Origin of the sequence: Helicobacter suis, from assembly GCF_902196135.1 — a bacterium.
Classification (GTDB): domain Bacteria; phylum Campylobacterota; class Campylobacteria; order Campylobacterales; family Helicobacteraceae; genus Helicobacter; species Helicobacter suis_A.
The window spans coordinates 27521-51097 of record NZ_CABIKE010000004.1 but is presented as its reverse complement, the minus strand read 5'-3'; the positions used below and the strand labels follow the sequence as shown (position 1 = coordinate 51097).

Genomic DNA, 23577 nt, shown 5'->3' with positions numbered 1-23577 from the left:
AAGGGGGCATGGCATCTATTTATGAGCAAAATTTAGAGGTTTTAAAACATAAAGACCCCCTTTTAGCCTCAGATCTTTTACAGATTAAGGCTAATTTCAAATACGAAGTCTTCATGCAAAAAGAGGACTTTAATATTTTAGATATCCGCACTAACACTCCCCTGTTTACCCACAAACCCCTAGAGGAAAACTTAGAAAAATTCAAACGCATAAGCCCCATTCCCTATCTTTATTTTTATGGGGCGGGTAATGGAATGCTGTATCGCCTGCTTTTAGGTTTAGATTCTATTAGCCGTATTGTAGTGATTGAGCCTGAAATTGAAATTCTTTTTATCATTTTTAACCTACTTGATTTTAGTCAAGAAATGCAAAACGATCGCATTATTTTTTTGCATAGCCAAGCTTGTTCTTATCAAATGCTTGCCTCGCTTTTTAACATGGATAAAAAGGCGCGTATTTATACCAAACTTTACGAATTAATTGTATTTAATGCTTACTATGAGCGCTACTTTACAGAAATTGAGCGCATTAACCAAGATTTAATTAAAGCCTTAGAAAATGCGGTTTTAAGTGTGGGCAATGATGCCAGAGATGCCATTATCGGGATTAAAAACCATGTGCAAAATCTCCCCTTAGTACTTAAAAGCCCAACCTTACTAAGTCTAGTTGCTGCTCTGCAAGAGCGCAATCTTACACATAACACCGCTATTATTATCTCTACAGGCCCTAGTTTAAATAAACAACTCCCCCTTTTAAAAGAAATAGCCCCCTATGCTACTCTTTTTTGTATAGATGCCTCTTTTCCCATTCTAAACGCTTATGGCATTAAGCCCGATCTTGTTTTTTCTTTAGAGCGCGTAGAAGCTACAGCAAAATTTTACACAGACACCCCCAAAGAAGCCCAAGAAGGCGTGATTTTTGTACTCACCTCTGTTGTACACCCCATATTGCCCCAAGCCATTACAAAAGGGGTTAAACAATTTAGCCTACGCCCTTTTGGTTATACTAGCTTATTTGGTTTGCATGATTATGGCTATCTTGGCATTGGAATGAGTGCGGCCAATATGGCTTATGAGTTGGTGGTACATGCGCGATTTACGCGCTGTATTTTTATTGGACAGGATTTAAGTTTTTCTAAAAGCGGGCATAGCCATGCCAGTGGAGCGCTCTATGGTAATACAGAGATCAAACCTAAAATAGAGGATAAAATTTTTATAGAAGGCTATGGAGGAAAAGGGGAAGTAGAAACCACCAAAATTTGGAAACTCTTTTTAGATTTCTTTGAAAAGGATATCTTCCACACGCCTTATAATTTAGAAGTGATCAACGCCACAGAGGGAGGGGCGCGCATACACGGCACAAAAGAGCTAAGTTTTTTAGAAAGTGTTGCAAAAATCAAGGCCGATCTTAAATCTCTCACCCCTAAACCCCCCCTTCTTTTACCCTACCCTACAAAAGAACAATATCACTACAATTTACAAAAAGCCAAACAAACCTGCTTTAATCTTATCGCCTACACCAAAGAGTGTAAGGAAAAGATTGAGGGGCTTTTTTTGGAGGTGGCTGCGTTTTTAGAGGAAGTAGAAAGTTTGCATGCTAGGGGGCAATTAGATCAGTTACAAAAAGAGCATTTAGAAGAGCTAAGCCAAAAAATCAATGATTTAAAAGATATTTTTGAAGACCCTAGATTTAGCCATTGTTTTAATGATGCGATCCAATCTTATATTTTCCACCAAGAATTAGACATCGCTAAAATCGTGGCTAAACCCGCTTTAGATAAAGAGAGTTTACAGGCTAAACAACTAGATTGGATTTATGCGCATAAATACTGGCTTTTTAGTTTAGCAGGGGGCATTACCTGCGTCATGGAGGTCGTAGAGCAGGCGCTTAAAACTTGGGACGCGTAAAATCGTTAAATAATCCAAGCCCCATAAGAGAGAGTAAAAAAGCAAGGCCTAGCGCGTTAAGAATCTGCATTGTCTGCGGACTAATTTTGCGTTGGATTAAAGTTTCTAGCCAGAGTAAAAAGAGTTGTCCGCCGTCTAAAAGCGGGATAGGGAAGAGATTAAGTAAGCCTAAATTAATAGAGACAAAAGCCACACTTAAAGCCCAAGTTTGTAGCTGGCTTTGTGTGGCTAAAAAATCTACAATCCCTACAACCGAATTAACTTCTGAAAGGGGTAAAGCCCCTATTAATAATTTTTCTAATCCCTTAAGCGTGAGGATTATCATCTCTTGTACTTGTTTATAAGCACGGCTCAGAGCTTCTAAGGGAGGGTAGGAGATTAGAACAATTTGTCTAGAGGGCGTGATGCCTAACATTTTAATTAAAATTTGTTCTTTAAAGGCGTTAAAACTCTTTTGTTCTTTTGGGAGGGCGTGTAAATATAAAATTTGGTTTTGCCGTTTGATTTCTAGTAATAAAGACCCTTTTTGCTGGATCGCGCTTTGTAAATCCTGCCAGTCTCTTATGGATTTATGATTGATAGAAAGAATTTGATCTTTGGGCTGGAGACCGGCTTGCTTAGCGGGCATATTGGGTAAAACAGATCCTATAATAGGGGCAAGATGGGGGCTTGGAGTTAGAAATAAAGCCAAATAAATTAATCCAGCTAATAAGAGATTAAAAAGGGGGCCACCTAGTAAAATCAAGCTTTTTTGAACGGGGGTTTTAGCTAAATAGCCCTCCTCTCCCTCCTGTTTAAGCGCCACATACCCCCCTAGCAAAATAAGACAGAGGCAGTATTTGGTGTTTTTGTATTGCTTAGTAAAAAGTTTAGGGCCAAAGCCTAGAGAAAAGACCTCTACTTTTACCTTGCAAAGACGCGCCATACAAAAATGCCCAAATTCATGGAAGATAATTAAAAATGCCAAAGCCCCTATGGCTAGTAAAATCCCCACTAATTGCGCACTAATTGGTAATATTTAAAGACATAGTCTGCTCCCGAATAAAGGGTTGCAAAGACAGCAAGAGCGACTAAAAAATAGCCCACCACCACCCCGTGTATGTGAATATCAGCGAGTAAAAAGAAAATAGCACAAACCTGTAAAAGAGTCTTGTATTTACCCAGTTGGCTTACTGCGATACTTTTACCCATGTATGAAACAGAAACTCTTAGCCCAGCGATAAAAAACTCCCGCCCTAAAATCACAAAGGGTACCCAAGGTGTGATGCGCCCTAAATGTAGTAGCCCTAAAAAAGCAGCTAGGATCAAAATTTTATCTGCTAAAGGATCAAAGATTTCTCCAAAGAGAGTTTTAAAGTGATAACGCCTAGCAATTGTGCCATCTAAAAAATCAGTGAGGGCTGCAAGGATAAAGATAAAGGCACTGGCATAATCTGCATGGGCTTTAGAGAGTTTAAAAAGGGTGGGGGCGTGTAAAATAAAAAAGAGCAGAAAGATAGAAAGGGCGATACGCAGGAGGGTTAGGGTGTTTGGGATGTGTTTGATCCATTGCATGCTAGTGGGTTGAAATATACTTCAGTCTATAAAAGCCAATAAAAATCATGCCCCACCCCACTAAAATCCCTATGAGAAATAAAAAGGCTAATAAAGCTTTTTGGCTTAACACAACCGTAAAGAGCAATAAACTTAAAGATAAACTTAACAATAAAATTCCCTGTCTAAAAAAATGTTCCTGAGTAACACGGCTTAACTCATAAAAGAGTTTACAAGAATAGTAGGTATAAAGGAAAAAGGTGATGATTTTAGAATTAAAGAGTGTGGTTACACTGGCATTAGGTAAAATTAAAAATAGACCTAAAGAGAGAATCGCATCGGCAATATAGGGGAAGGCAATACAGCGAAAAATCAAAAGGTTACGGCCTACTTTGGCTAGTTTATAGTAGCCAAAAATCTGGCACACAAACACAGAAAACCACATGCACAGATAAAACCCTACCCATGTTGGGTGGAGGTTTTTTAAGGCGCTAGCTACATCGCCTGCATTAGATTTTTGTAGCCATGCAAAGGTGTAGGTTGTGCTGAGTAGGAGTAAAACTAAGAAAACATGCGAGCATAAAATAGCTCTTCTTGCAGCCTGTAATTCTCTATTATCTTGAATGTTAATAATCATTAAGATTTACTTAAAAGTAGTGCCCCCATCTACTACGATAGTTTGCCCGGTGAGCCAGCCGCTTTGATTTGGATCGCAAAGAAAATACACAGCCCCAGCTAAATCCTCAGGATTTCCCATACGCTTTAAAGGCGATTGTTCTTCAACTTTGGCTTTAATTTCTGCATAATCGGGGAAGGCTTTTAGCGCATCTGTATCAATTGGTCCTCCACTAACAGCATTAACACGGATTCCAAACTCCCCTAAATCTACTGCCGCGTATTTCACCATAGTTTCTACCGCATTTTTAGAATTGCCATGTCCGGCATAATTAGGCATATACACTAAATTTCCTGTAGAACTTAAAGATACAATCGCACCCCCGCCTATAAGTTTCATCCGTTTAGCCGCCTCTTGTGCCCCCACTACAAAGGCTAGCACGGTAGCGGTGTAGATGTTATTAAGACCTTTTGGTTTTAAACGCATAAAGGGCGCAAACCCCCCCACCACAGAGCGCCCATAAATAATGGCGTTAGAGACAAAACAATCCACCCGATCAAAGTCATTATCAATTTGCTTAAAAAGCGCGACATATTGCTCGGGCTCTAAAATATCTAAGCGGTAGTATTTGGCTTTAATGCCATAGAGCTCCTGTACCTCTTGAACAATTTTGATCGCCTCCTCTTCGTTTTTATTATAGGTGAAGGCCACATTGACACCATTTTGTGCAAAGCGATACAAAATAGCCTTGCCAATGCCTCGAGTCGCTCCGCTAATCACTAAAGTCTTGCCCTGCATGCCTGTCATTTTAATACCTTATACCTTTCTAAAGTGGTTTCTATTCTTTTAAAATTCTCCTTTGTGGGGGGCACTAGCGGAAGGCGGTAGGTTAAATGCTTGATCAAACCTGCAAGATACATCGCGGTTTTAATAGGGATAGGGTTACTCTCACAGAAAAGAACCTGATTGAGGTTATAAAGCTCATTTTGTATGGCTCTTGCGGTGTTAAAGTCTTGTTTAAGAGCGGCTTTAATCTGGGTTGTTATTTTGTCGGGCAATAAATTACCCGTTACAGAAATCACCCCCATACCCCCACCAGCCATAAAGAGATAGTTTAATTTATCCTCCCCGCTATAAATGGCTAGGCCTTGTGCTTCATGTTCAAAATCTACAAGCCGTTGCATGGCCCCTGAAGCCTCTTTAATCCCTGCAATATTTTTAACCTCTCTAAAAAGCCTAGTAGCCGTTTCTACCGCAATTTGTACCCCCGTACGCGTGGGTACATCATACAAAATAACCGGAATTTCTACGGAGTTTGCAATGGTTTTATAATGCTCAAAGAGGCCTTGCTGGGTGGGGCGGTTATAATAAGGCGTAACGCATAAAATCCCATCGGCTCCAGCCTTTTGGGCAAATTGGGCTAAAAGTAGCGATTCACTAGTGGCATTACTCCCCACCCCAGCTAAAACCTTAGCCCCTAAAGGCTTGCACACTTGAATTGCGATTTCAATACAACGCATGTGTTCTTGATGTGTGAGTGTAGCTGATTCACCGGTAGTACCCACAGGCACGCAAGCATCCATTCCAAGCCGAATCTGGCGCTCAATTAAGTACGCATAGACTTCCTCATCTACCTCTAAATTGGGCTTAAAGGGCGTGATTAAAGCGCTAAGGGCGTGCATTTTAAGGTTTGAGTGTAACAACGCTGTAGGCTTCATCGCTAAAATAGGTGTTTGCCACCCGCACAATGTCTTTAACCTCTAAAGCCTCAAATTCCTCTTGATAAGCTGCCATGTCCTCAATCTTGCCCTGTGTGAGGTATTCAGCAAACATTTCGGCTACATCTGAAGAATCTTCTAATCCTGCGATAAAATCCACGCGGTTATTGATTTTGACCTTATCAAGTTGTTGTTGGGTGATGCCCCCATGTTTGATCTTATCCAGAATGGCTAAAATTGCCTCGCGGATTTGATCGGCTTTGACATGCTGGTTAGCCCCTGCGACAAATAAAAACACACTGGCATCTTTGAGTTCCATATTTTGCGCAAGAACCTGAGAAGCCAATCTTTTATGATCAATGATCTCTTTTTTAAGTAGGCTACTGCCCCCTTCGGCTAATAATTTGGCTAAAGCATTCAGCGCGACTTGATCTTTATGTGCAAAGGGAGGGACTTTAAACCCAATGGCAAGCCATTCTAAGGATAAATCTTTTTTATGAATCACCGTTTCGCGCAAACCATTTTGCACCGGTTCTTGCATATACACCTCTGGCATGGGGTTGTTATCTTTGTTAGCAATCTTAGAAAAATGCTTTTCTGCCTCTTTAAAGACATTTTTAGGGTCTAGATCGCCTACTACAAGCAAAATGGCGTTTTTGGGCTGGTAGTATAGAGAGTGGAAACGGCGGATATCCTCTATCGTCCAGTTTTGGATATCTTGCATAAAACCAATGGGTGTCCAGTGGTAGGGGTGGTAGACAAAAGCGGTATTAAAAAAGCGAAAGTACAAATAACCCATAGGTGAATTATCCGTACGCCACAAACGCTCCTCAGCCACAACTTGGCGCTCGGGTAAAAATTCCTCTTCTTTGAGTTGTAACGAACCCATCATTTCAGAAAAAAGCTCAAGGGATTTATCTAAATTAGCATTGCTAGCCTTGATGTAGTAGCGGGTGTAATCAAAACTAGTAGAGGCATTACTCACCCCCCCAAAACCCTTAACAATGGCATCAAAATCGCCCTCTTTTAAATGTTTGGTGCTTTTAAAGTTCATGTGCTCAAGCATGTGTGCGATTCCGCTTTTGCCCATTCTCTCATTGCGCGATCCTACTTTATAAAGCACATCTACCTCTATCACCCCGCTTTTATTAGCCAAAGGCACGGCCACTACCTGCAAACCATTTTCTAAAGTTGTGGTGTAGTATTTAGGCAAATACGCGCGTATGCCTTGATCGATTGTTGCTCCCATGCTCACTCCTACCCATGAAATCAAAATAAAAAAGCTATAAAAAATCCGTACCATCATAAATTAACCCCAACTGCTTCATGGACTGATTTTAACCCGTCTTGTTGGAGCAATTCTACTATATCTTGGTTGATTTGTCTACAAATAAAAGGGCCTTGGTAAATAAAAGCGGTGAAAATTTGTACAAAACTAGCCCCCATTTTTATGCGTGCATAAGCCTGTGTCGCGTTGCTAATGCCACCCACTGCTACCAAAATAGCTTTTTTAAAAAATACCCGCGCGATTTGCTCAAATACAGCCATTGCTTTATTTTCTAAAGCTTTGCCACTAATGCCGCCTACTGTCTGTGCGTGTGGCAATACTGAGTAATCTGTGGTGGTGTTAGTTGCAATAATGCCACTAGCGCCATGATGAATGGCTGTATCACAGATTAAAAGAAGCGTATCTATAGGTGTATCTGGGGATATTTTAAGAAATAAGGGCTTATGCGTTTTAGCCCTAGCCATCGCAAAAAGTTCGCCTACAAAACTTTCATTTTGTAAATCTCTTAGATTAGGGGTATTGGGTGAGGAAAGATTAAACACATAATAATCCCCCACCCCTAAACTCATCTGTAAGGCCTTTTCATAATCCTTTAACGCATGATTTAAAGGCGTGCTTTTATTCTTGCCTAAATTAATCCCAATCAGGCTAGAGAGTACAGGGAGATTTTCTAGGCGTGATACAGCCTTTTGAATGCCTTGATTATTAAACCCCATTGCATTTTGTAGGCTTTGTTCTTGAACAAAGCGCCACACACGCGGCTTTGGATTGCCAGATTGGGGTTTTGGCGTAAGCGTACCCACCTCAAGAACTCCAAACCCTAAATAATCAAGCCCGGCTAACATTGTGGCATCTTTATCAAAACCAGCGGCTAGCCCGATAGGATTTTTCAAAGATAGCCCTAAAATCTGTTGTTCTAACATGGGATGGGTAATAGGAGAAATTTTAGGTAAAGCTCCTAGTATTTTAAGTGCTAGTTTTGCTAGATTGTGCGCTTTTTCTGGCTCTAAATAAAATAGCAACTGGTGCAAGTTCATAGGGTAGTTACCTCTTGCTCATAAAAAATCTGTGCGTTTAAAAGATCCCCTGTAGGTACAACTTTTATATATTCTCCACTAGGAGCAAGTGTATAACTTTGGGCGTTATCTTTAAGCTGTATATGCAAAATACGCAATAATTTTTGTTGGATCGCCTTAGAGGTAGAAGGCACTAATAACTCCACCCGTTTTTCTAAATTGCGCGGCATCATATCCGCACTAGAAAAGTATATCTTGGCCTTGTCATGGGCAAAGTAATAAATGCGCGCATGTTCTAAATACTTGCCCACAATGGAAAACACGCGGATATTTTCGCTTAATCCTTGAATCTGTGGGCGTAAACAGCAAATCCCACGAATCAGCAAATCAATTTTAACCCCCACACATGAAGCTTGGTAAAGATGTTGGATCACATCTGAATCTACAAGTGCATTAGCTTTAAAAATAATCCGCCCTCTGTGTTTAGCGCGCATTTCCTCTTGGATTAAGGCTAAAATTTTTGTTTTAATTTGTTTGGGCGCCATAGATAGGGTTTTAAGTTTAATCTCTGCTGCCATTCCTGTACTTAAAGAGTGGAAAAGCTTTAAAATATCGCTAGCAATTTGTGGGTTAGAGGTGAGTAGACTTAAATCTGTATAAATTCTAGCTGAAAGCGTGTTGTAATTACCCGTGCTTACATGTACATATTCTTTAATGCTTTCTCCTACTTTGCGCACCACTAAAGCCAATTTGGCATGTACTTTTAAATGGGGCACACCATAAATCACATGCGCTCCGGCATTTTCTAAGGCTTTAGCCCAGTGTAAATTATTTTCCTCATCAAAACGGGCTTTAAGCTCTACAAGTACGCTAACTTGTTTATAAGGGGCGGCCTCTGTTAGAGCTTTAACAATGGGCGATTCTCTACCCACGCGGTATAAAGTCATGCGGATAGAAACCACATCTTTATCTTCTGCAGCACTTTGGATAAAGCGCACAATTGGGTCAAAACTTTCATAAGGGTGGAATAACAACACATCTTGTTTATCTAATAAGTCAAAAAGCGCCCCACTCTTTGAAAAATCAATATTATTAAGAGGCGCTAGAGTTTTTGGTACAAAGCTAGGGAATTTAAGATGGGCATAGTTTTTTAAATTCACCAGTTCCCACAATCTGCCTAAGTCTAGTAAGATATGGCTGGTATATAGATCAACATCAGGTATTTGTTGCTTGATTAAAGAAAGCAAATCTGCACAACTCCCCCCCACTTCTAAACGCACCACATCCCCCCTATCACGGGTACGCAACCCTTCGCTAATGCGATTAACTAAGTCATGCCCTTCATCTTCAATAATCTCCATATCCGCATTACAAGTTATTCTAAACACTAGACTTTCTAGCACGCGGTGGTGTTCAAATAACAAAGGAATAAATTTTTGCACCACTTCCTCTATAGCGACAAAAACCCCTTTTTCTACTTCAATAAAGCGTTTTAAAAGAGTGGGGATCTTCACCGCTGCATAAACTTTTTGTGTTCCTTGCAGGCTTAAAAGTATCCCAAAACTTAAATTGCGCACAAAAGGAAAAGGACGCGCTGGGTCTAAAAGAGTGGGGATAACTACAGGATAAATATACTTGTAAAAGTATTCTTGCAATTTGGGTAAACAAGACTTTGGTAGGTTTTCTATACTGGCTATGGATAAATCTTTTTGGGCTAATTCTTCCTTTAAAGATAAAAATTGCCCCTGAACAATTCTTTGCTCTGCTAGTACATAAAGACGGATAGATTCTAGCTGATCTTGATGACTCATTGCATCTACACTACTTTGTAGGGTGTTATTATCAACCAAGTGTTTAAGCCCGGCTACTCTAATCATATAAAACTCATCTAAATTAGTGCCATAAATAGCTAAAAACTTAAGCCGTTCTAAGGGGGGTAAGGCGGTATTACAAACTTGATCTAAAACGCGGGTGTTAAACCGCAACCACGAAAGTTCTCGGTTAAAGTATAAATCCTTTGCCTCCATCTACTCTCTTATGCGTTTCTAATAGATATACCATAAGTTCAATAAGTTAACCAACCCAATTTGTTTAAATCCAAGCAATCATTCCTCATCATCGCTTTTAGGTTTAGGGGGAGGTGGAGGAGGGGGTGGGGCTTTAAAGGGCGGGCCTTTTTGCAACATTTCGGTTAAATTAGCCGCCTTTTGGGGGTCCATTTTAGCTAAAATCTTACCCATATCCTTAGCCTCAAGCTTAGATAAAATCATAGCAGCCTCATTGATCGGCAAATCTTGTAAAATAGGCGCGGCTTTAGAATCTTTCATCTTGGCATAAGTACTAGCTATCTTGCTACTGCTAGCCTCTTTGATCTCTTTAAGGAGTTTTTCATTATCAGCCATCATTTTTTTAAGCTTTTTTTCTCTATCATCTTGCAGGCGTTTAAAGTTAGCTTCTTTGGCTTCAAATTCCTTCATTTTAGCCTCTAAAGCCTGCTCTCTTTCATTCACCTTAGCCTTGCGCTGATCAAGTAGACTCTGGGTTTGTTCTTGCAGAGTTTGCAAGGCTAAAGCTCTCTCTTGGAGCATTTGTAATTGGTTTTTAATTTCGGCTTTTCTGGATTCAAAAATGGCGTTGCACTGCAAAAACTCTTTAGATGAAGGCGTTTGGGCTTTTGCAAAAATAAAAGCTAGGGCTAATAGAAAAAGCCTAAGCACGATTCTCCCTTTGTTGTTGGTAAAATATCTCCGCTCCAATAGAATCCATTTGCTGATCTTCTAGCTTTTTAAGTCTTTTAAGTTTTTTCTGTTCTTCTAAAGTTTGTAGATATTTGAATTTTTCATATTCAATAGAGGCGTTTTTATATAATTCCTTTAGATGTCTGCCCATTTCTTTAAGCTGGCTAATCTCCTCCCCTATGCGCTCTATTTGGTACAAATAATTTTTCTTCAAAGCACTTAGCTGGATAAAGGCATTAAACCCCCCTTCTGCAGGTACACTTAAGCCGTATAATTCTACTAGCAAGGCATGTTGTTGCTCTTGTTTGCTTGCAATTTGGCTTTTATTATGGGCTATATCGCTCTCATAGCGCTGCATGGCTTGCTTTTTAATTTTGACTAATTTTTTAAAAGATTCAAGATTCATGGAATAACCACCATATCCTCGCGTCTAGGGCTAGTAGAAAGAGATTTAATTTTCACACCCACCAACTCCTCTAAGACTAAAACATAATCCTGCGCCTCTTTAGGCAAATCTTTAAAGTGAGCAATCCCTGCCGTGCGCTCCCAACCTTTAAAAACACGATAAATAGGCTTTAATCCTTCTAAATTACTGGGTACATATTCTAATGTTTTCCCCTCCCTCTCATAACCCACCCCCACTAAAATCTCCTCTAAGCCATCTAGTACATCTAATTTCATTAAAGCTAATTGCGTGCAACCATTCAAACGGCAAGCATAGCGCACAGCCACCGCATCAAAATACCCACAACGGCGCGCGCGCTGTGTGGTGGTGCCAAATTCATGCCCTTTTTTTTGTAAAAACGCGCCTATTTCTGTACTCTCTTCTGTAGGAAAGGGGCCATGGCCTACGCGGGTACAATAGGCCTTAGCCACTCCAATAACTTGATCAATATCTTTAACACTTAGCCCACTCCCACTACATGCCCCAGCGCTTATGGTAGTAGAACTAGTAACAAAAGGATAAGTGCCAAAATCAATATCTAACATGCTCCCCTGTGCTCCCTCTAGTAAAATCTTTTGGCCTTTATCTACACTTTCCCATAACAGTTCTGTGGTATCTGTAATGTAGGCAATCACTTGTTTAGCATAGGTGTTTAAATAATCCTCTAAAGTTTTAAAACTTAGCCCTCGTGTGGGTAAGCTACAATAATGCGCGATTTTTTCTTTAAGAAATTTAGGTTCTAAAAGATCACCCATGCGCAAACCCAAGCGCGCAACCTTGTCTTGATAAGCCGGTCCAATGCCTTTTTTTGTTGTGCCAATGGCCATTTGGGGGTTATTTTCATGGCGGATGTCTAAAAGTGGGTGATGGGGTAAAATCAAATGCGCTCGATTGCTAATAAATAAACGCCCTTTTAAATCTTTAAACAAACTCATCTCTTGAATAAGAGCATCTAAGGCCACCACCACACCATTCCCAATAACATTTTTACATTGTGGGTAGAGTATGCCAGAGGGAATTAAATGGAGTGCATAAGTTTTTCCATTAGCAACAATGGTATGCCCTGCATTGTGTCCGCCCTGAAAACGCACCACAAAATCATAATTAGGCGCTAGGCGATCTACTAATTTACCCTTGCCCTCATCGCCCCACTGCACCCCCACAACCACATCTGCCATACTAAACTCCTTTAGACAAAGAGCGAATGTACGCTCTCATTATGATAAACCCTACGAATCACCTCCGCAAATAAGGGCGCTACACTCAAAACCGTGATTTTAGCATGCTTGCCTTTTAGAGGAATAGAGTTACTCACCACCACTTCATCTAAAGCACTCTCTTGGATACGCCTTATTGCATTCCCGCTTAAAACCGCATGCGTGCCAATTGCCATAACTGAATACGCCCCCTTAGCTTTAAGCATACTAGCAGCCTTACAAACCGTCCCAGCCGTATCAATCATATCATCTACTAAGATCACGCCCCGTTTTCTCACATCTCCAATAATATTCATCACCTCCGCTTCATTAGCCCGTTCTCTGCGTTTATCTACAATAACTAAATCTAGCCCCATTTGGCTAGCAAAATAACGCGCCCGTGAAACACCCCCAATATCTGGGCTAGCCACAATCGGGTTTTTAAAATTGCGTGAGAGAATATAGTCTTTAAAAATAATAGAGCCATAGAGATTATCCACCGGGATATTAAAAAAGCCTTGAATCTGGCCGGCATGTAAATCCATTGTGATGATGCGATCAATTTGCACGCTTTGCATTAAGTCAGCCACTAATTTAGCGCTAATAGGCACTCTAGGGGCGGCTTTGCGATCTTGTCTGGCATAACCAAAATAAGGAATTACTGCCGTGATTGAATTAGCTGAACTGCGCCTAAGCGCATCCACCATGATTAAAAGTTCCATTAAATTATCATTCACCGGCGCACAAGTAGGCTGGATAATGCAAACATCGCGCCCACGCACAGATTCGCTAATCTGTACATTGATTTCTCCATCACTAAAATACCCCAAAACGGCCTTAGATAGCCCAACATTTAAATGCCTAGCAACTTCTTTACTAAAACTCGGGTGTGCACTCCCGCTAAAGATTTTAAAACTGCGCGTCTTCATGCTTCTCCTTAAGTGGCTGGAAATATTGGATTGCTTTTGTTTTTAAATTTGTATAGATTGCCTCAAAATCCACGCCATAAACCCGCGTTTGCGCGATAGTGGTGATAAAATTCGTATCTCTATTAAACCGGGGAATGACATGTCCATGCAAGTGGGGAGCAATCCCAGCTCCTGCTGCTTCTTTAATATTAAAACCCACATTAATACCACTAGCCCCAAAGGCATATAAAAGCTTAACACCCTCATAGATGCGTTGTTGCAAACATTGCCAATGATTAAGGCTTAAATATTCAGGGCTGTCTACATGTTGGTGTGGAATGACCATGAAATGTCCGGGGTTATAAGGGTAGCGATTCATGATCACAAAACAAATAGAATCACGGAATAAAACATGGTTTTGTGTGTCTAGGTGGGGATTTTGGCTAATGCCACAAAAAACACAATCCCCGGATTTTTCCCCTGTTAAATAGGCGCTTCTCCAAGGCGCATAAAGTCTTTCCATAGGTTCTCCTAGATGTAATTGGGTGCATCGTTGGCAAATAAAATAAGGTCTTTAGCAATCGTGATGGTTTGTAAAATCTGTTCTAATTGCCCTTTGTCTTTGAGAAACACCCTTTGAGGCCTTTGTAAAGTCTGTGCAAATACACTCACATTTAATTCGCCGGTGATAATGGCAATGTCAAATACGCTATCAATAGCTTTAGCCAGCGTGGTATTAGATTCTACATCACTCTCCACTAGGCCGGGTGTAACAATGATTTTACGCCCCTCATATAAACTAGCTAGCCGTACGCTTTCTAGCATGCCCTTTAAATTGCCATTAAAGCCATCATCTATGATAAATTTATCATTAATGCGCAAAGGGTGGAGGCGGTGGGGGACTGGGTTAAGCTTGGCTACTAATCTTTGTAACTGCGGGATAGAAATATCAAAATAATGCCCCATTAAAACCGCTAAAGCGATGTTATCCACATTAAAAGCGCCTAAAATTTTAGTCTCAAAGGCCACCCATTGGTTGTCTAAAAATAACTCAAAAGAAGTTCCCTCTAAGGTAGCGTTAGCATGGCGGATTTGTCCGGGATAGAGTTTGATTTTATCTGTAAGTTCTGTATAAAAAGACTCTAGGGGGTTTTTATCATAACAAAAGGCTTGGATTAAGCGAGGAGATTGGAGTAATTCGGCCTTTGTTTCATAAATCGTTTCTATATCTTTAAAATACTCAATGTGCTGGTTGCCAATTTCAGTAATGATAGCATAGTGATGTTCTAAGAGTGAGGCGATGGCTTTAATATCACCCTTTTGTCTAGCCCCCGCCTCAGCAATATAAAGGGTACTTGTTTCATCTAGATTTTGGTTAATATCCTGACTGAGACCTAATAAGGTATTTACACTATTAAGGGAGGAATAAATAGTGAATTTGCCTTGCAAGATTTGATAAAGATAATTCTTAACACTTGTTTTCCCAAAGCTACCGGTAATAGCAATAATTTGTAAATTTGCCATGCGCTTTAGTTTTTCTTTAGCCAGACGCACATACCCAGAGGCAATTAAAGCCTCATAAGCCTTACAAGCGATGTGGACTAGGATAATGAGTAAGAGATAGAGCAAAGAACACACTTTGCCATAAATATGCACTAAAATCGCATCGGTAAATAAGAATAAAAGTAGAAAGGTAAAAAAGCGTACCACCCGTGGGGTAAAAACAAGCCGTTTATCTAAGTGTACATTCCAAGAGATAAGGCTAGGGATCTGCACAAAGCCTACAAACACGATAAAGGCCAAATCCCAATGCATGATCTGTGTGGTGATAAAAACAGCAATGGGTAAGATAGCATGCTGAAAATGCCAACGCCGTTTATGGTGCTTGGTGATCACCCGCACATAACTATAATGATACCACTGCAAGAGTGTAATGAGATAATAATTTAGACCTAGTACAAATGCCCATACCGCGATCCACTCTAGTGTATCCATCACCATGACTAGCGACTCTAATCCTCTTTAAAATATTCTAAACAGCGTCTCTCCACTTCCAATCCCTGCTTTAAAAAGAAATAATGATCGCCCTTTAACACAGAAAAACAATTCTTAGGTACTAAAGAAGCGACTCTTTGTCCTGCTTCTAGGGGGGTTGTGGTGTCTTCTTGCCCCCATAAAATTAAAGTTGGCTTTTTACAGGCTTTAAATTGCTCCTCAAAATCCTCTTGTACTGTGTATTTGAAGGTTTCATACATGGCTTGATTTAGATTATGCGCATCTTTACTAGCTAGTAAGCCTAGCGCTTTTTTTAACCCTAAAACCTTTAAGCCTTTAGCCATTTTAATTTTAAAACGGGTTGTAAAGGATTTGGGGATTAAAATTCCTGCTGTACTTAAAAGCACTAAATTAGTACTCCGGCACAATAACGCCACTTTACCCCCAAAGCTATGCCCAATGGCCATGTCAATTTCTACTTGCAAGGAAGCAAAAAACGCGTCTACGATTTTAGCATAATCTCTAGGGGTAAGGAAAATATGATTGGGGCTTTTACCAAATCCGGGTAAATCTAAATAAAAATGGTTGTAGTGATTAAAAAAGGCTTTAAAGGCCGTTTGCATTAATTCTTTAGAGCTCCCCCAACCATGCAAAAACACCAAATTTTTAGGTACGCGCCGGTTATCAAAAATATAGGCGATTTCAAAAGTGTATCCCTGATACAAGACACGACGCTTAGCCATTACTTGGCTTTTTGAATCTGGTTGATATAGTGATAAGTAATAGGAATAATGGGCTGTTTAGGCAAATAGATCTGTTCTAGCAAAGAGGAAAAATCTTCAAAGAGATAGTGGGCTAAACTGCCCGGAATGGGATTGATCTCATTTAAATAGACTTCCTCATTGATCACAAAAAAATCGCAACGAATAATAGCCCCAACAAAGAATGGATCGTAAATAAGTTGGAATATTTGGCGCATCTTTTCCTCTAAATGGCTACTAATATCTGCTTGCTTAACTTTTTGTGTACGCCCAAAATCTAAGTATTTCTCTTCAAATCCCAACCATTCTTTTTTATGTGGCTCCTCTACAACAGAAAATATAAATTTTCCCTCCTCCCCCTCACTTTGAATTTTACAGCCTGCTAAATTATATTCTCTCACCCCTTGTTTAAAGGGTTCAATGAGCACTTGGCTATCAAACTCAAACACTTCATCTAAAACATAGGCCATATCCTTTGCATCTTTGATCACCCTAATACCAATAGAACTACCTAGCCGGTTTGGTTTAACAATTAGGGGATAATCTAGGTTTTGTAGCGCTCCAATATTGTGTTGTTCTAAAAAGATATAGGGCAAAATACTAATCCCTTTTTCTTTGGCTAACATTTTTGTAAAATACTTGCTATAGCTTAAAACACAGCCTTCAACTCTAGGGCCTATAAATGAAATCCCAAAAAAATCTAAAAAAGAGGCGATCTTGCCATCTTCTCCATCGCCTCCATGGATTAAATTAATTAAAACAGACATGCTAACACTTTTGCCACCTAAAAGGCCGTGTGTATAAAAACCTCCGTGTTTTAACACCAACTCAGGGCTTTTTTTATACTGCCCACTGGAGAAAAAGTGAGAACGCATGTCTTTTTTATCAATCAAATAAAATTTATGCGCCCCGTCTAAAAAGATAAAAGAACTAATCTGCTCCCCTAACACTTCCTTAAGCGCCACAGCACTTACAATACTGATCTCATGTTCATAACTCTTCCCGCCAAACAACAGCCCATAATCCACTTCTATCCTTCAAACTTACAAGAAATCTAAGGGGTCTATTATACCTAATCTTTTGAAATATCCCCTATGCTACTTAAACATGCATAAGGCTTTTTAAGATAGAATAACTGGCTGGTTTTACGCAGAAGTTAAGCGCCACAGGTGCGATTTTTCTAATTTAAATTAACAATCCGGCCAAAGTGAGTTTATGGAAAATAATATCTCAAAAGCCTTGTATGAAGCTAAGAAGGTACTTAAAAATAGGGGGGTGCGTAGCGCTTTAGAATCTGAACTTCTTTTAAGCCATCTTTTAGGTGTAGACCGGGTGTATTTGCACATCCATGCCCAAGAAGAACTAGATAGTTTTGCCTTTGAACGCTTCATGCGTATGGTAAAAACAAGAGCTAAGGGTTTTCCGATTGAATATATCACCAATGAGGTGAGTTTTTATGGCCGTATCTTTTTTGTAGATGAGCGGGTACTCATCCCTAGACCAGAAACAGAAATTTTAGTCCACCAAGCTTCTGAGTTAATCCAAAATTATGGGATTAAAAATGTTGTGGAAGTGGGGATTGGTAGCGGTGTGATCTCTGTAAGTCTAGCTATGGCACACCCTAAAATTTCTATCTTGGCTACAGATATTACAATGGAAGCTTTAGAGGTGGCTAGTGTGAATATCTCTACTTTTAATCTACAAAACCGCATTAATTTATTCCAAACCTCTTTGCTAGAAGGTGTAGATATCAAGGCTAGAACTTTAGTTGTGAGTAACCCGCCTTATGTTGCGCTAGATTACCCCTTAGAAGATTCAGTGCGTTATGAACCAGAGATTGCACTTTATGGGGGCGAGTATGGAGATGAGATTTTAAAAGCCCTTATTGATCAGGCGGCAAATAAACGGGTGAAATATCTAGCCTGTGAAATGGGGCATAACCACAAGGCTTCTTTAAGTGAGCACTTAGGGTTAAAAGGCTATCAAGCAAATTTTTACACCGATTATTCTAATTTAGATCGAGGCTTTGTAGCGACTAGGCCGACTTAATTGCGCTCTTTATAGTGAGAAAAATCAAACTTTTTTAGTAACTTGAATTGGTTATGTTCAATAAGACCCAAACTAGGTAAAGCAATTCCATTAAAAGTATTGTTTTTCACAATCGTATAATGCAACATATCCTCAAAGATAATTCGATCGCCCACTTGTAAGGGGTTTTCAAAGTAATAAGGCCCAATAAAATCTCCAGCCAAACAACTCACACCCCCCAGAAAATAGCCAAATTCTCCTGCCTCACTGCCTACTTCTACACTGCCATCTAAAGCCACCTTGAAAATTTCAGGTTTATAAGGCATTTCTAGGCAATCTGGCATGTGGTTGGTGATACTCACATCTAAAATGGCAATTTGTGCGCCATTTTCCACAATATCTAGCACGCTAGAGAGTAAAAACCCCGTCTGATAACCCACCGCCTCCCCGGGCTCACAAAAAATTTCTCTCAGATTAGGATAGTCTTTTTTAAGTTGTTGTATGGCTTGAATCAAAACTTCTAAAGCATAGCCCTCTTTGCTCATGTGTTGTCCTCCTCCCATGTTAAGCCATTGCACTTGGGCTAGAGTTTCTCCAAAATGTTTTTTTACATGATCTAAACCCTCTTGCAAATCAGAGGCATCTTGTTGGCAATGGGTGTGGAAGTGTAAACCACTCACCCCTTCTAAGCCGTAGCGCTCTAAACCTTCTTTAAAGGCTTTTGGGGGGATACCCAAACGACTATGAGGGGCACAGGGATTATAAATCAAGGGTTGAACACGGCTAAAAAGCGGATTGATGCGTAAACCCATTTTAATAGATGAGAGTCCTAGTTTACTCAGTTGTTTATTTTTTGCTAAGATGAGGTCTTTATAGGCATGATACTGGGTAAAGGAATTAAAAATAATGTGTGTGGCAATGGGCAAGAGTTGTTTAATATCCACCTCTTTAAACCCCGGACTAAAAACACAGATCTCTTTACCACTCTCTCTAGAACCAAATTCTTCATAGGCTAACAAGGCTTCATATACCCCACTTGCACAGCAACCATGCAAACTCACCCGTAACCATTCAAAACTCCGCCAAAAGGCAAATCCTTTCAACGCGAGTACAATTTTAACCCCCGCTTCTTTTTGCACTCTCTCTAAAATTGCTAAGTTGCGTTGTAACTTAGCTAGCTCTAGTACATAGCAGGGGGAGGGGATAGAATGATAATCCATTAAGCCTGTTGTGTGTGCATGAATTGTTTGACAATGCGCTCTACATCTTTGGGGTTAGATTTGGAGATAAAATCATCGGCATGTAAAGAGCGTGCCATTTCCTCATTGCTACTCCCACTCATGGAAGAATTGACAACAATAGGGATACGCGCCATATTAGGGTCTGATTTAGCCCGTCTAATCACCTCAAACCCGCTAGCTTCTGGCATTTCTAAATCTGTAATGATGAGCCCTATGTCTTCAATGGCTGTTTCTTTAGCAAAGAGATAATCTAAAAGTTGTTTTCCATTAATAAAATCTAAATGTTTAATGCCTAGTTTATCTAAGATCACCTGCATGGTTTTAAGCACGCTAGGAGAGTCATCGGCTAGTAGCACTAGTTTATCGCTATAAAGCTGGGTTAGTGTGTCTAATTCTGCATGGCTTTCTTGCTCAATCCAGGGAAACACATCTGTTAACATTTTTTCAATATCTACCACCTGCACCAAACGCCCATCAAAATAGCGGGTACGACTCACTAGTTTACTATTTCCCGTATTGCCCCCCACACCCGCACTCTGCTCGATTTCAGTCCATTTTTTATTCAAGATGCGATCGGCTTCATAAATGCGCACCCCAATTGTCCAGCGGGAAAATTCACAAATCATCACGATATCATCTTTACCATCAGCCTTTTCAATGCAATAAGGGCGTAAATCCTTTTGTTTATTGCTGCTGTCATAATAAAACCACTTTTTCATGTCAATTAGAGGGATGGTGAGTTCTCTAATAATAATGAGCCCCTCTACTAAAGAGTTAGGTTCATGGCTAATAATGGTTAAACTCCCGTTATACTTCACCACTTCGCGGATTTTAAACACATTGACCGCGTATAAATCCTTGTTTTTGCCTAAGCGAAAGCACAAGAGTTGTAGCTCGTTGTTTTTATGTAGACTTGTAACCTGATCGATATGGGCTAAATTGTTGGGCATACACTTCCTTTAACTACAAAATAGACATTACAACATCTAAACATTAAATCTAAAATGCATCACATCGCCATCTTGAACGATGTAATCTTTGCCCTCCACTCTTAAAACTCCCTTTTGTTTAGCGCCCTGTTCCCCCCCACAGGCGATAAAATCCGCATAAGAAATAGTTTCAGCTTTAATAAAGCCCTTTTCAAAGTCCTTATGAATCACCCCAGCAGCCACCGGTGCACTAGAGCCCTTTAAAATAGTCCACGCGCGTACTTCTTTAACCCCAGCGGTAAAATAACTCATTAAACCTAGAGCATCAAAACCTAAAGCAATGATTTTATCTAACCCGCTTTGATTTACCCCTAAGCTTTGTAAAAACTCTTGAGCCTCATGTTCTTCCATGCCCCCTAGTTCTTCTTCTAATTTAGCGCTTAAACCCACAAAAGGCGCGTTTCTTTGCTTGGCTAAATCTTGTACACAATGTGCGTGGGCATTCAAAGAATTGACATGTGCCTCATCTACATTAGCCACATAAATCACCTTTTTAGCGCTTAAAAAACGCAACTCGCGGTTAAGTTCTAAAAAATAATCATCTTGGGGAACAAAAGTACTAGCCGGTTTTAATGCGTTTAAATGCGCTAAAAGCGCGTCAGCAACTCTTAAACTTGCTTGGGCATCTTTGGATGTTTTAGCAAGTTTGTTTAGCTTATCTAAGCGTTTTTGTAAACTCTGAATATCAGCTAAGATCAACTCAATTTCTATGGTTTCTATGTCGGCTAAAGGGTTGATTTGACCGCTAACATGGGTGATATTTTCATCTTCAAAACAGCGCACCACATGCAAAATCACCGCACATTCTCTAACAGCTGCTAAAAATTGATTCCCCAAGCCCTCGCCTTGACTAGCTCCTTTAATCAATCCAGCAATATCTACAAATTCCACGCTAGAGTGTTGGATTTTCTCAGGCTTAACAATGCGTGCTAACTCTTTTAAACGCGCATCGGGCACATCTACCACCGCTTTATTAGGATCAATCGTACAAAAAGGGTAGTTTGCACTCTGGGCCTGTGTTGTGCGGGTTAAAGCGTTAAATAAGCTAGATTTACCCACATTAGGCAAACCCACAATCCCAATAGATAGACCCATTAAGATTTAGCCAAAACTTCTAGTACAAATTCTACACACATGCGCACCCCCGCCCCGCTAGCTCCGGCCGTATTAACATCCCAATCTTTTTCAATATAAGCGGGCCCGGCAATATCAATATGTAGCCATTTGTCTTTATAATCCTCGCGGATAAACTCATTTAGGAAAAGTCCGGCAGTGATCGCACCCCCATAGCGTACAGGGGTAACATTGCTAATATCTGCCATTTTAGAATCTAGCAACTTGCGCAAATGGCGGTTAAAGGGCAATTTAGCCGCTAATTCCCCGCTTTTAAGTGCGGCATGCTCAAATTGGCTTTTAAGATGCTCATTATTGCCCATAATGCCACTAGTATAAGAACCAAGACCCACCACACAAGCCCCTGTAAGTGTGGCAAAATCCACGATAAGATCGGGTTGTAAATCTTGTGCAAAGCTTAAACAATCAGCTAGCACCAAGCGCCCTTCTGCATCGGTGTTGCGTACTTCAATGGTTTTACCTTCTTTAGAGATTAAAATATCATCGGGGCGATAAGAATTGCCAGAAATCATGTTTTCAGCTAGGCCTAATACTCCATGTACTTCTGCATCTACAGCCAAATGCGCTAAAGCATTAACAGTGGCTAATACCGCGCATGCCCCGCCTTTATCTGCCTTCATTGTGAGCATATACTCAGGGGTTTTAATGCTAAGCCCCCCGCAATCATAAGTCAGTCCCTTACCTACAAGAACGATTTTTTTCTTAGCATTTTTAGGTTTATAGATCAGATGGACAAGTTGGGGGGGATTGGCTGAAGCTCTATTAACGGCTAGATAAGCCCCCATTTTCTTTTCCTCTAAATAATCCTCTCCATGTACAAAACAATCCAATCCATTCTTTTCAGCTAAATCCTGTGCGATCTTAGCCACATAGGGCGCGTTGGCCACATTGGGGGGTGTGTTGACTAAATCGCGGGCTAGGTTGACATGTTCAACTAGAATACGGGATTTATGCAAGGCTTTTTCTAAAGCGTGTTCTAAAGTTTTGCTCTCGGTTTTTAAATCTTTTGCCTGTAGAGAAACAAAAAGTTCTTGTAAATGTGCGGGTTCTTTTTTTTGCTTATAGGCCTCATATTCGTATAGCCCAAACTGCGCCCCAGTAAAGATCGCTAGCATTGTTTCTTCTAGGGCGTGTTTATCTACAGAATGTTTAGCCGCATAGAGCCCTACTTTTGCGCTTTTAAACTTGGATTTTTTCAAGGTACGCACAGCTGTGCAAGCAGCCTCTCTAAATAGGTGCACATCACTCTTAGCAAGCCCTACATAAAGCACGCGGTTGGCTTGATCTAAAAATACACCCTCTCCTTCATAATGGAAGGTTTCTAAAGTATTTTTATCCACCGCTACGCTTAAATCCTTATCCACCACAAACACGATGGTTACGCCTGCTTGTATTTGTTCCAAAGAAGCCTGTTCTAGTTTAAGTGTTAACATCACTTTCCTTTCTTAAGTTTTAGTCCTTGCTGGACTTTTTGGATTCTCTTATCAATCCTTCTTGTAGACACATTAAAATACCAAACCACAGCCCCTAATACAAGAGCTAATAGTAGTATAATTAGGTAAGGATAACGCTTAAGCAATTCTAGTAAGTCATAAAGTTGTTCACCAAAATACCACGCAAGTGAAATGGTAATTGATGCCCATACAAAGGCGCTAGCTAGATTAATTAGGGCAAATTTAAGCATGTTATAACGAGTCAAGCCAATACTAATAGGAATGATTGTACGCATCCCATACATGTAGCGCTGGATAAAAATAATAAACCAGCCGTATTTTTGTAAAAGTAAATGCGCTAGGGCTAGCTTGCGTCTTTGTTTTTCTAGTTTTTTATTGATAAATTGTTTGCTCGTTCTGCCAATGTAAAAATAAGTTTGATCCCCGCTAAAGCCCCCCAAAGCAGCTACGCTAATGGCTAAGAAAAGATTCATATGCCCCGCATAACAAGCCATGCCCGCTAGGATTAGCCCAATCTCACCTTCTAAAATACTCCAGAAAAAGAGAATTAAATAACCCCAGTTGGCCGCGTAATTGTTCCACAATTCTAGGATATACGCTTCCATGAGCC

23 protein-coding genes are annotated in these 23577 nt (G+C 40.2%); 2 read left to right on the top strand and 21 right to left on the bottom strand.

What is annotated here, in order from left to right; all coding sequences use genetic code 11:
• Window positions 1-8 precede the first annotated feature (8 nt).
• Window positions 9-1907 carry a motility associated factor glycosyltransferase family protein gene (locus G6Q06_RS03740; protein WP_163565771.1) on the top strand — a complete coding sequence of 633 codons (1899 nt, stop codon included), beginning with the start codon at window positions 9-11 and terminating at the stop codon, window positions 1905-1907.
• Here the strand turns inward: G6Q06_RS03740 and rseP are convergent.
• The 16 genes from rseP to G6Q06_RS03660 form a co-directional block, all read right to left on the bottom strand.
• Window positions 1888-2874 (bottom strand): RIP metalloprotease RseP, encoded by a 987-nt coding sequence (gene rseP / locus G6Q06_RS03735; RefSeq protein ID WP_240329189.1) that lies wholly within the window; start codon window positions 2872-2874, stop codon window positions 1888-1890. The two genes, G6Q06_RS03740 and rseP, sit on opposite strands and share 20 nt — an antisense overlap.
• Window positions 2875-2900: 26 nt before the next feature.
• Window positions 2901-3461, bottom strand: a complete 561-nt coding sequence (gene pgsA, locus G6Q06_RS03730; protein ID WP_163565769.1) for a CDP-diacylglycerol--glycerol-3-phosphate 3-phosphatidyltransferase — start codon at window positions 3459-3461, stop codon at window positions 2901-2903.
• A gap of 1 nt (window position 3462) precedes the next feature.
• On the bottom strand, window positions 3463-4077 hold the full coding sequence (locus G6Q06_RS03725) for a phosphatidylglycerophosphate synthase (protein ID WP_163565768.1): 615 nt from the start codon (window positions 4075-4077) through the stop codon (window positions 3463-3465).
• A 6-nt stretch (window positions 4078-4083) separates the two neighbouring features.
• Window positions 4084-4854: an enoyl-ACP reductase gene (locus G6Q06_RS03720; protein ID WP_205426702.1), complete on the bottom strand. Its 771-nt coding sequence runs from the start codon at window positions 4852-4854 to the stop codon at window positions 4084-4086.
• Window positions 4855-4859: 5 nt separating this feature from the next.
• On the bottom strand, window positions 4860-5738 hold the full coding sequence (dapA, locus tag G6Q06_RS03715) for a 4-hydroxy-tetrahydrodipicolinate synthase (RefSeq protein ID WP_430734576.1): 879 nt from the start codon (window positions 5736-5738) through the stop codon (window positions 4860-4862).
• Between the two features lies 1 nt (window position 5739).
• The gene (locus G6Q06_RS03710) at window positions 5740-7080 is read right to left on the bottom strand and encodes a M16 family metallopeptidase (RefSeq protein WP_163565766.1); all 1341 of its coding nucleotides are present in this window, start codon (window positions 7078-7080) and stop codon (window positions 5740-5742) included.
• Window positions 7077-8099: a dihydroorotate dehydrogenase (quinone) gene (gene pyrD / locus G6Q06_RS03705; protein ID WP_163565765.1), complete on the bottom strand. Its 1023-nt coding sequence runs from the start codon at window positions 8097-8099 to the stop codon at window positions 7077-7079. The genes G6Q06_RS03710 and pyrD overlap by 4 nt, the downstream gene beginning before the upstream one ends.
• A complete protein-coding gene (gene ppk1 / locus G6Q06_RS03700) occupies window positions 8096-10105 on the bottom strand; it encodes a polyphosphate kinase 1 (protein ID WP_163565764.1) in 2010 nt (669 codons plus the stop codon). Before ppk1 ends, pyrD begins: the two co-directional genes overlap by 4 nt.
• Window positions 10106-10183: 78 nt before the next feature.
• Window positions 10184-10795 (bottom strand): MotE family protein, encoded by a 612-nt coding sequence (locus tag G6Q06_RS03695; RefSeq protein ID WP_163564070.1) that lies wholly within the window; start codon window positions 10793-10795, stop codon window positions 10184-10186.
• On the bottom strand, window positions 10788-11222 hold the full coding sequence (locus G6Q06_RS03690; protein ID WP_163565763.1) for a flagellar FliJ family protein: 435 nt from the start codon (window positions 11220-11222) through the stop codon (window positions 10788-10790). Before G6Q06_RS03690 ends, G6Q06_RS03695 begins: the two co-directional genes overlap by 8 nt.
• Window positions 11219-12439, bottom strand: a complete 1221-nt coding sequence (locus tag G6Q06_RS03685; RefSeq protein WP_163565762.1) for an adenylosuccinate synthase — start codon at window positions 12437-12439, stop codon at window positions 11219-11221. Before G6Q06_RS03685 ends, G6Q06_RS03690 begins: the two co-directional genes overlap by 4 nt.
• An 11-nt stretch (window positions 12440-12450) precedes the next feature.
• Window positions 12451-13386, bottom strand: coding sequence for a ribose-phosphate pyrophosphokinase (locus tag G6Q06_RS03680; protein ID WP_006564313.1), 936 nt, complete (start codon window positions 13384-13386; stop codon window positions 12451-12453).
• Window positions 13367-13888 carry an HIT family protein gene (locus tag G6Q06_RS03675; protein ID WP_163534394.1) on the bottom strand — a complete coding sequence of 174 codons (522 nt, stop codon included), beginning with the start codon at window positions 13886-13888 and terminating at the stop codon, window positions 13367-13369. The genes G6Q06_RS03680 and G6Q06_RS03675 overlap by 20 nt, the downstream gene beginning before the upstream one ends.
• 8 nt (window positions 13889-13896) lie before the next feature.
• A complete protein-coding gene (locus G6Q06_RS03670; protein WP_205435853.1) occupies window positions 13897-15360 on the bottom strand; it encodes a Mur ligase family protein in 1464 nt (487 codons plus the stop codon).
• Between the two features lie 17 nt (window positions 15361-15377).
• Complete coding sequence (locus tag G6Q06_RS03665; RefSeq protein WP_163533496.1) at window positions 15378-16103, bottom strand: alpha/beta fold hydrolase; 726 nt, start codon at window positions 16101-16103, stop codon at window positions 15378-15380.
• Window positions 16103-17149 carry a D-alanine--D-alanine ligase gene (locus tag G6Q06_RS03660; RefSeq protein ID WP_163533495.1) on the bottom strand — a complete coding sequence of 349 codons (1047 nt, stop codon included), beginning with the start codon at window positions 17147-17149 and terminating at the stop codon, window positions 16103-16105. Before G6Q06_RS03660 ends, G6Q06_RS03665 begins: the two co-directional genes overlap by 1 nt.
• A gap of 187 nt (window positions 17150-17336) precedes the next feature.
• Here G6Q06_RS03660 and prmC point away from each other — a divergent pair, with 187 nt between their 5' ends.
• The gene (prmC, locus tag G6Q06_RS03655) at window positions 17337-18170 is read left to right on the top strand and encodes a peptide chain release factor N(5)-glutamine methyltransferase (RefSeq protein ID WP_163564064.1); all 834 of its coding nucleotides are present in this window, start codon (window positions 17337-17339) and stop codon (window positions 18168-18170) included.
• Here prmC and nspC read toward each other — a convergent pair.
• From nspC to G6Q06_RS03630, 5 genes are read right to left on the bottom strand one after another with little or no spacing between them, the layout of a single operon-like run.
• On the bottom strand, window positions 18167-19369 hold the full coding sequence (nspC, locus tag G6Q06_RS03650; RefSeq protein ID WP_205435852.1) for a carboxynorspermidine decarboxylase: 1203 nt from the start codon (window positions 19367-19369) through the stop codon (window positions 18167-18169). The genes prmC and nspC overlap by 4 nt on opposite strands.
• Window positions 19369-20340: a chemotaxis protein gene (locus G6Q06_RS03645; protein WP_163533493.1), complete on the bottom strand. Its 972-nt coding sequence runs from the start codon at window positions 20338-20340 to the stop codon at window positions 19369-19371. The genes nspC and G6Q06_RS03645 overlap by 1 nt, the downstream gene beginning before the upstream one ends.
• A 36-nt stretch (window positions 20341-20376) precedes the next feature.
• Window positions 20377-21474 carry a redox-regulated ATPase YchF gene (gene ychF / locus G6Q06_RS03640; RefSeq protein WP_163565761.1) on the bottom strand — a complete coding sequence of 366 codons (1098 nt, stop codon included), beginning with the start codon at window positions 21472-21474 and terminating at the stop codon, window positions 20377-20379.
• Entirely contained in the window at window positions 21474-22946 is a 1473-nt protein-coding gene (locus G6Q06_RS03635) for a leucyl aminopeptidase (protein WP_205435851.1), read from the bottom strand. Before G6Q06_RS03635 ends, ychF begins: the two co-directional genes overlap by 1 nt.
• Window positions 22946-23572 (bottom strand): DedA family protein, encoded by a 627-nt coding sequence (locus tag G6Q06_RS03630; protein ID WP_006564323.1) that lies wholly within the window; start codon window positions 23570-23572, stop codon window positions 22946-22948. The genes G6Q06_RS03635 and G6Q06_RS03630 overlap by 1 nt, the downstream gene beginning before the upstream one ends.
• Between the last annotated feature and the right edge of the window lie 5 nt (window positions 23573-23577).

What these genes read in the sequence shown, in the direction of transcription:
- G6Q06_RS03635 (WP_205435851.1), bottom strand. Translation starts at nt 22,946, where the DNA reads ATGTTAACACTTAAACTAGAACAGGCTTCTTTGGAACAAATACAAGCA.
- G6Q06_RS03630 (WP_006564323.1), bottom strand. Translation starts at nt 23,572, where the DNA reads ATGGAAGCGTATATCCTAGAATTGTGGAACAATTACGCGGCCAACTGG.
- dapA (WP_430734576.1), bottom strand. Translation starts at nt 5,738, where the DNA reads ATGCACGCCCTTAGCGCTTTAATCACGCCCTTTAAGCCCAATTTAGAG.
- G6Q06_RS03725 (WP_163565768.1), bottom strand. Translation starts at nt 4,077, where the DNA reads ATGATTATTAACATTCAAGATAATAGAGAATTACAGGCTGCAAGAAGA.
- prmC (WP_163564064.1), top strand. Translation starts at nt 17,337, where the DNA reads ATGGAAAATAATATCTCAAAAGCCTTGTATGAAGCTAAGAAGGTACTT.
- G6Q06_RS03665 (WP_163533496.1), bottom strand. Translation starts at nt 16,103, where the DNA reads ATGGCTAAGCGTCGTGTCTTGTATCAGGGATACACTTTTGAAATCGCC.
- G6Q06_RS03720 (WP_205426702.1), bottom strand. Translation starts at nt 4,854, where the DNA reads ATGCAGGGCAAGACTTTAGTGATTAGCGGAGCGACTCGAGGCATTGGC.
- G6Q06_RS03740 (WP_163565771.1), top strand. Translation starts at nt 9, where the DNA reads ATGGCATCTATTTATGAGCAAAATTTAGAGGTTTTAAAACATAAAGAC.
- nspC (WP_205435852.1), bottom strand. Translation starts at nt 19,369, where the DNA reads ATGGATTATCATTCTATCCCCTCCCCCTGCTATGTACTAGAGCTAGCT.
- G6Q06_RS03675 (WP_163534394.1), bottom strand. Translation starts at nt 13,888, where the DNA reads ATGGAAAGACTTTATGCGCCTTGGAGAAGCGCCTATTTAACAGGGGAA.
- G6Q06_RS03690 (WP_163565763.1), bottom strand. Translation starts at nt 11,222, where the DNA reads ATGAATCTTGAATCTTTTAAAAAATTAGTCAAAATTAAAAAGCAAGCC.
- ppk1 (WP_163565764.1), bottom strand. Translation starts at nt 10,105, where the DNA reads ATGGAGGCAAAGGATTTATACTTTAACCGAGAACTTTCGTGGTTGCGG.
- pgsA (WP_163565769.1), bottom strand. Translation starts at nt 3,461, where the DNA reads ATGCAATGGATCAAACACATCCCAAACACCCTAACCCTCCTGCGTATC.
- G6Q06_RS03670 (WP_205435853.1), bottom strand. Translation starts at nt 15,360, where the DNA reads ATGGATACACTAGAGTGGATCGCGGTATGGGCATTTGTACTAGGTCTA.
- G6Q06_RS03645 (WP_163533493.1), bottom strand. Translation starts at nt 20,340, where the DNA reads ATGCCCAACAATTTAGCCCATATCGATCAGGTTACAAGTCTACATAAA.
- pyrD (WP_163565765.1), bottom strand. Translation starts at nt 8,099, where the DNA reads ATGAACTTGCACCAGTTGCTATTTTATTTAGAGCCAGAAAAAGCGCAC.
- ychF (WP_163565761.1), bottom strand. Translation starts at nt 21,474, where the DNA reads ATGGGTCTATCTATTGGGATTGTGGGTTTGCCTAATGTGGGTAAATCT.
- G6Q06_RS03680 (WP_006564313.1), bottom strand. Translation starts at nt 13,386, where the DNA reads ATGAAGACGCGCAGTTTTAAAATCTTTAGCGGGAGTGCACACCCGAGT.
- G6Q06_RS03685 (WP_163565762.1), bottom strand. Translation starts at nt 12,439, where the DNA reads ATGGCAGATGTGGTTGTGGGGGTGCAGTGGGGCGATGAGGGCAAGGGT.
- G6Q06_RS03710 (WP_163565766.1), bottom strand. Translation starts at nt 7,080, where the DNA reads ATGATGGTACGGATTTTTTATAGCTTTTTTATTTTGATTTCATGGGTA.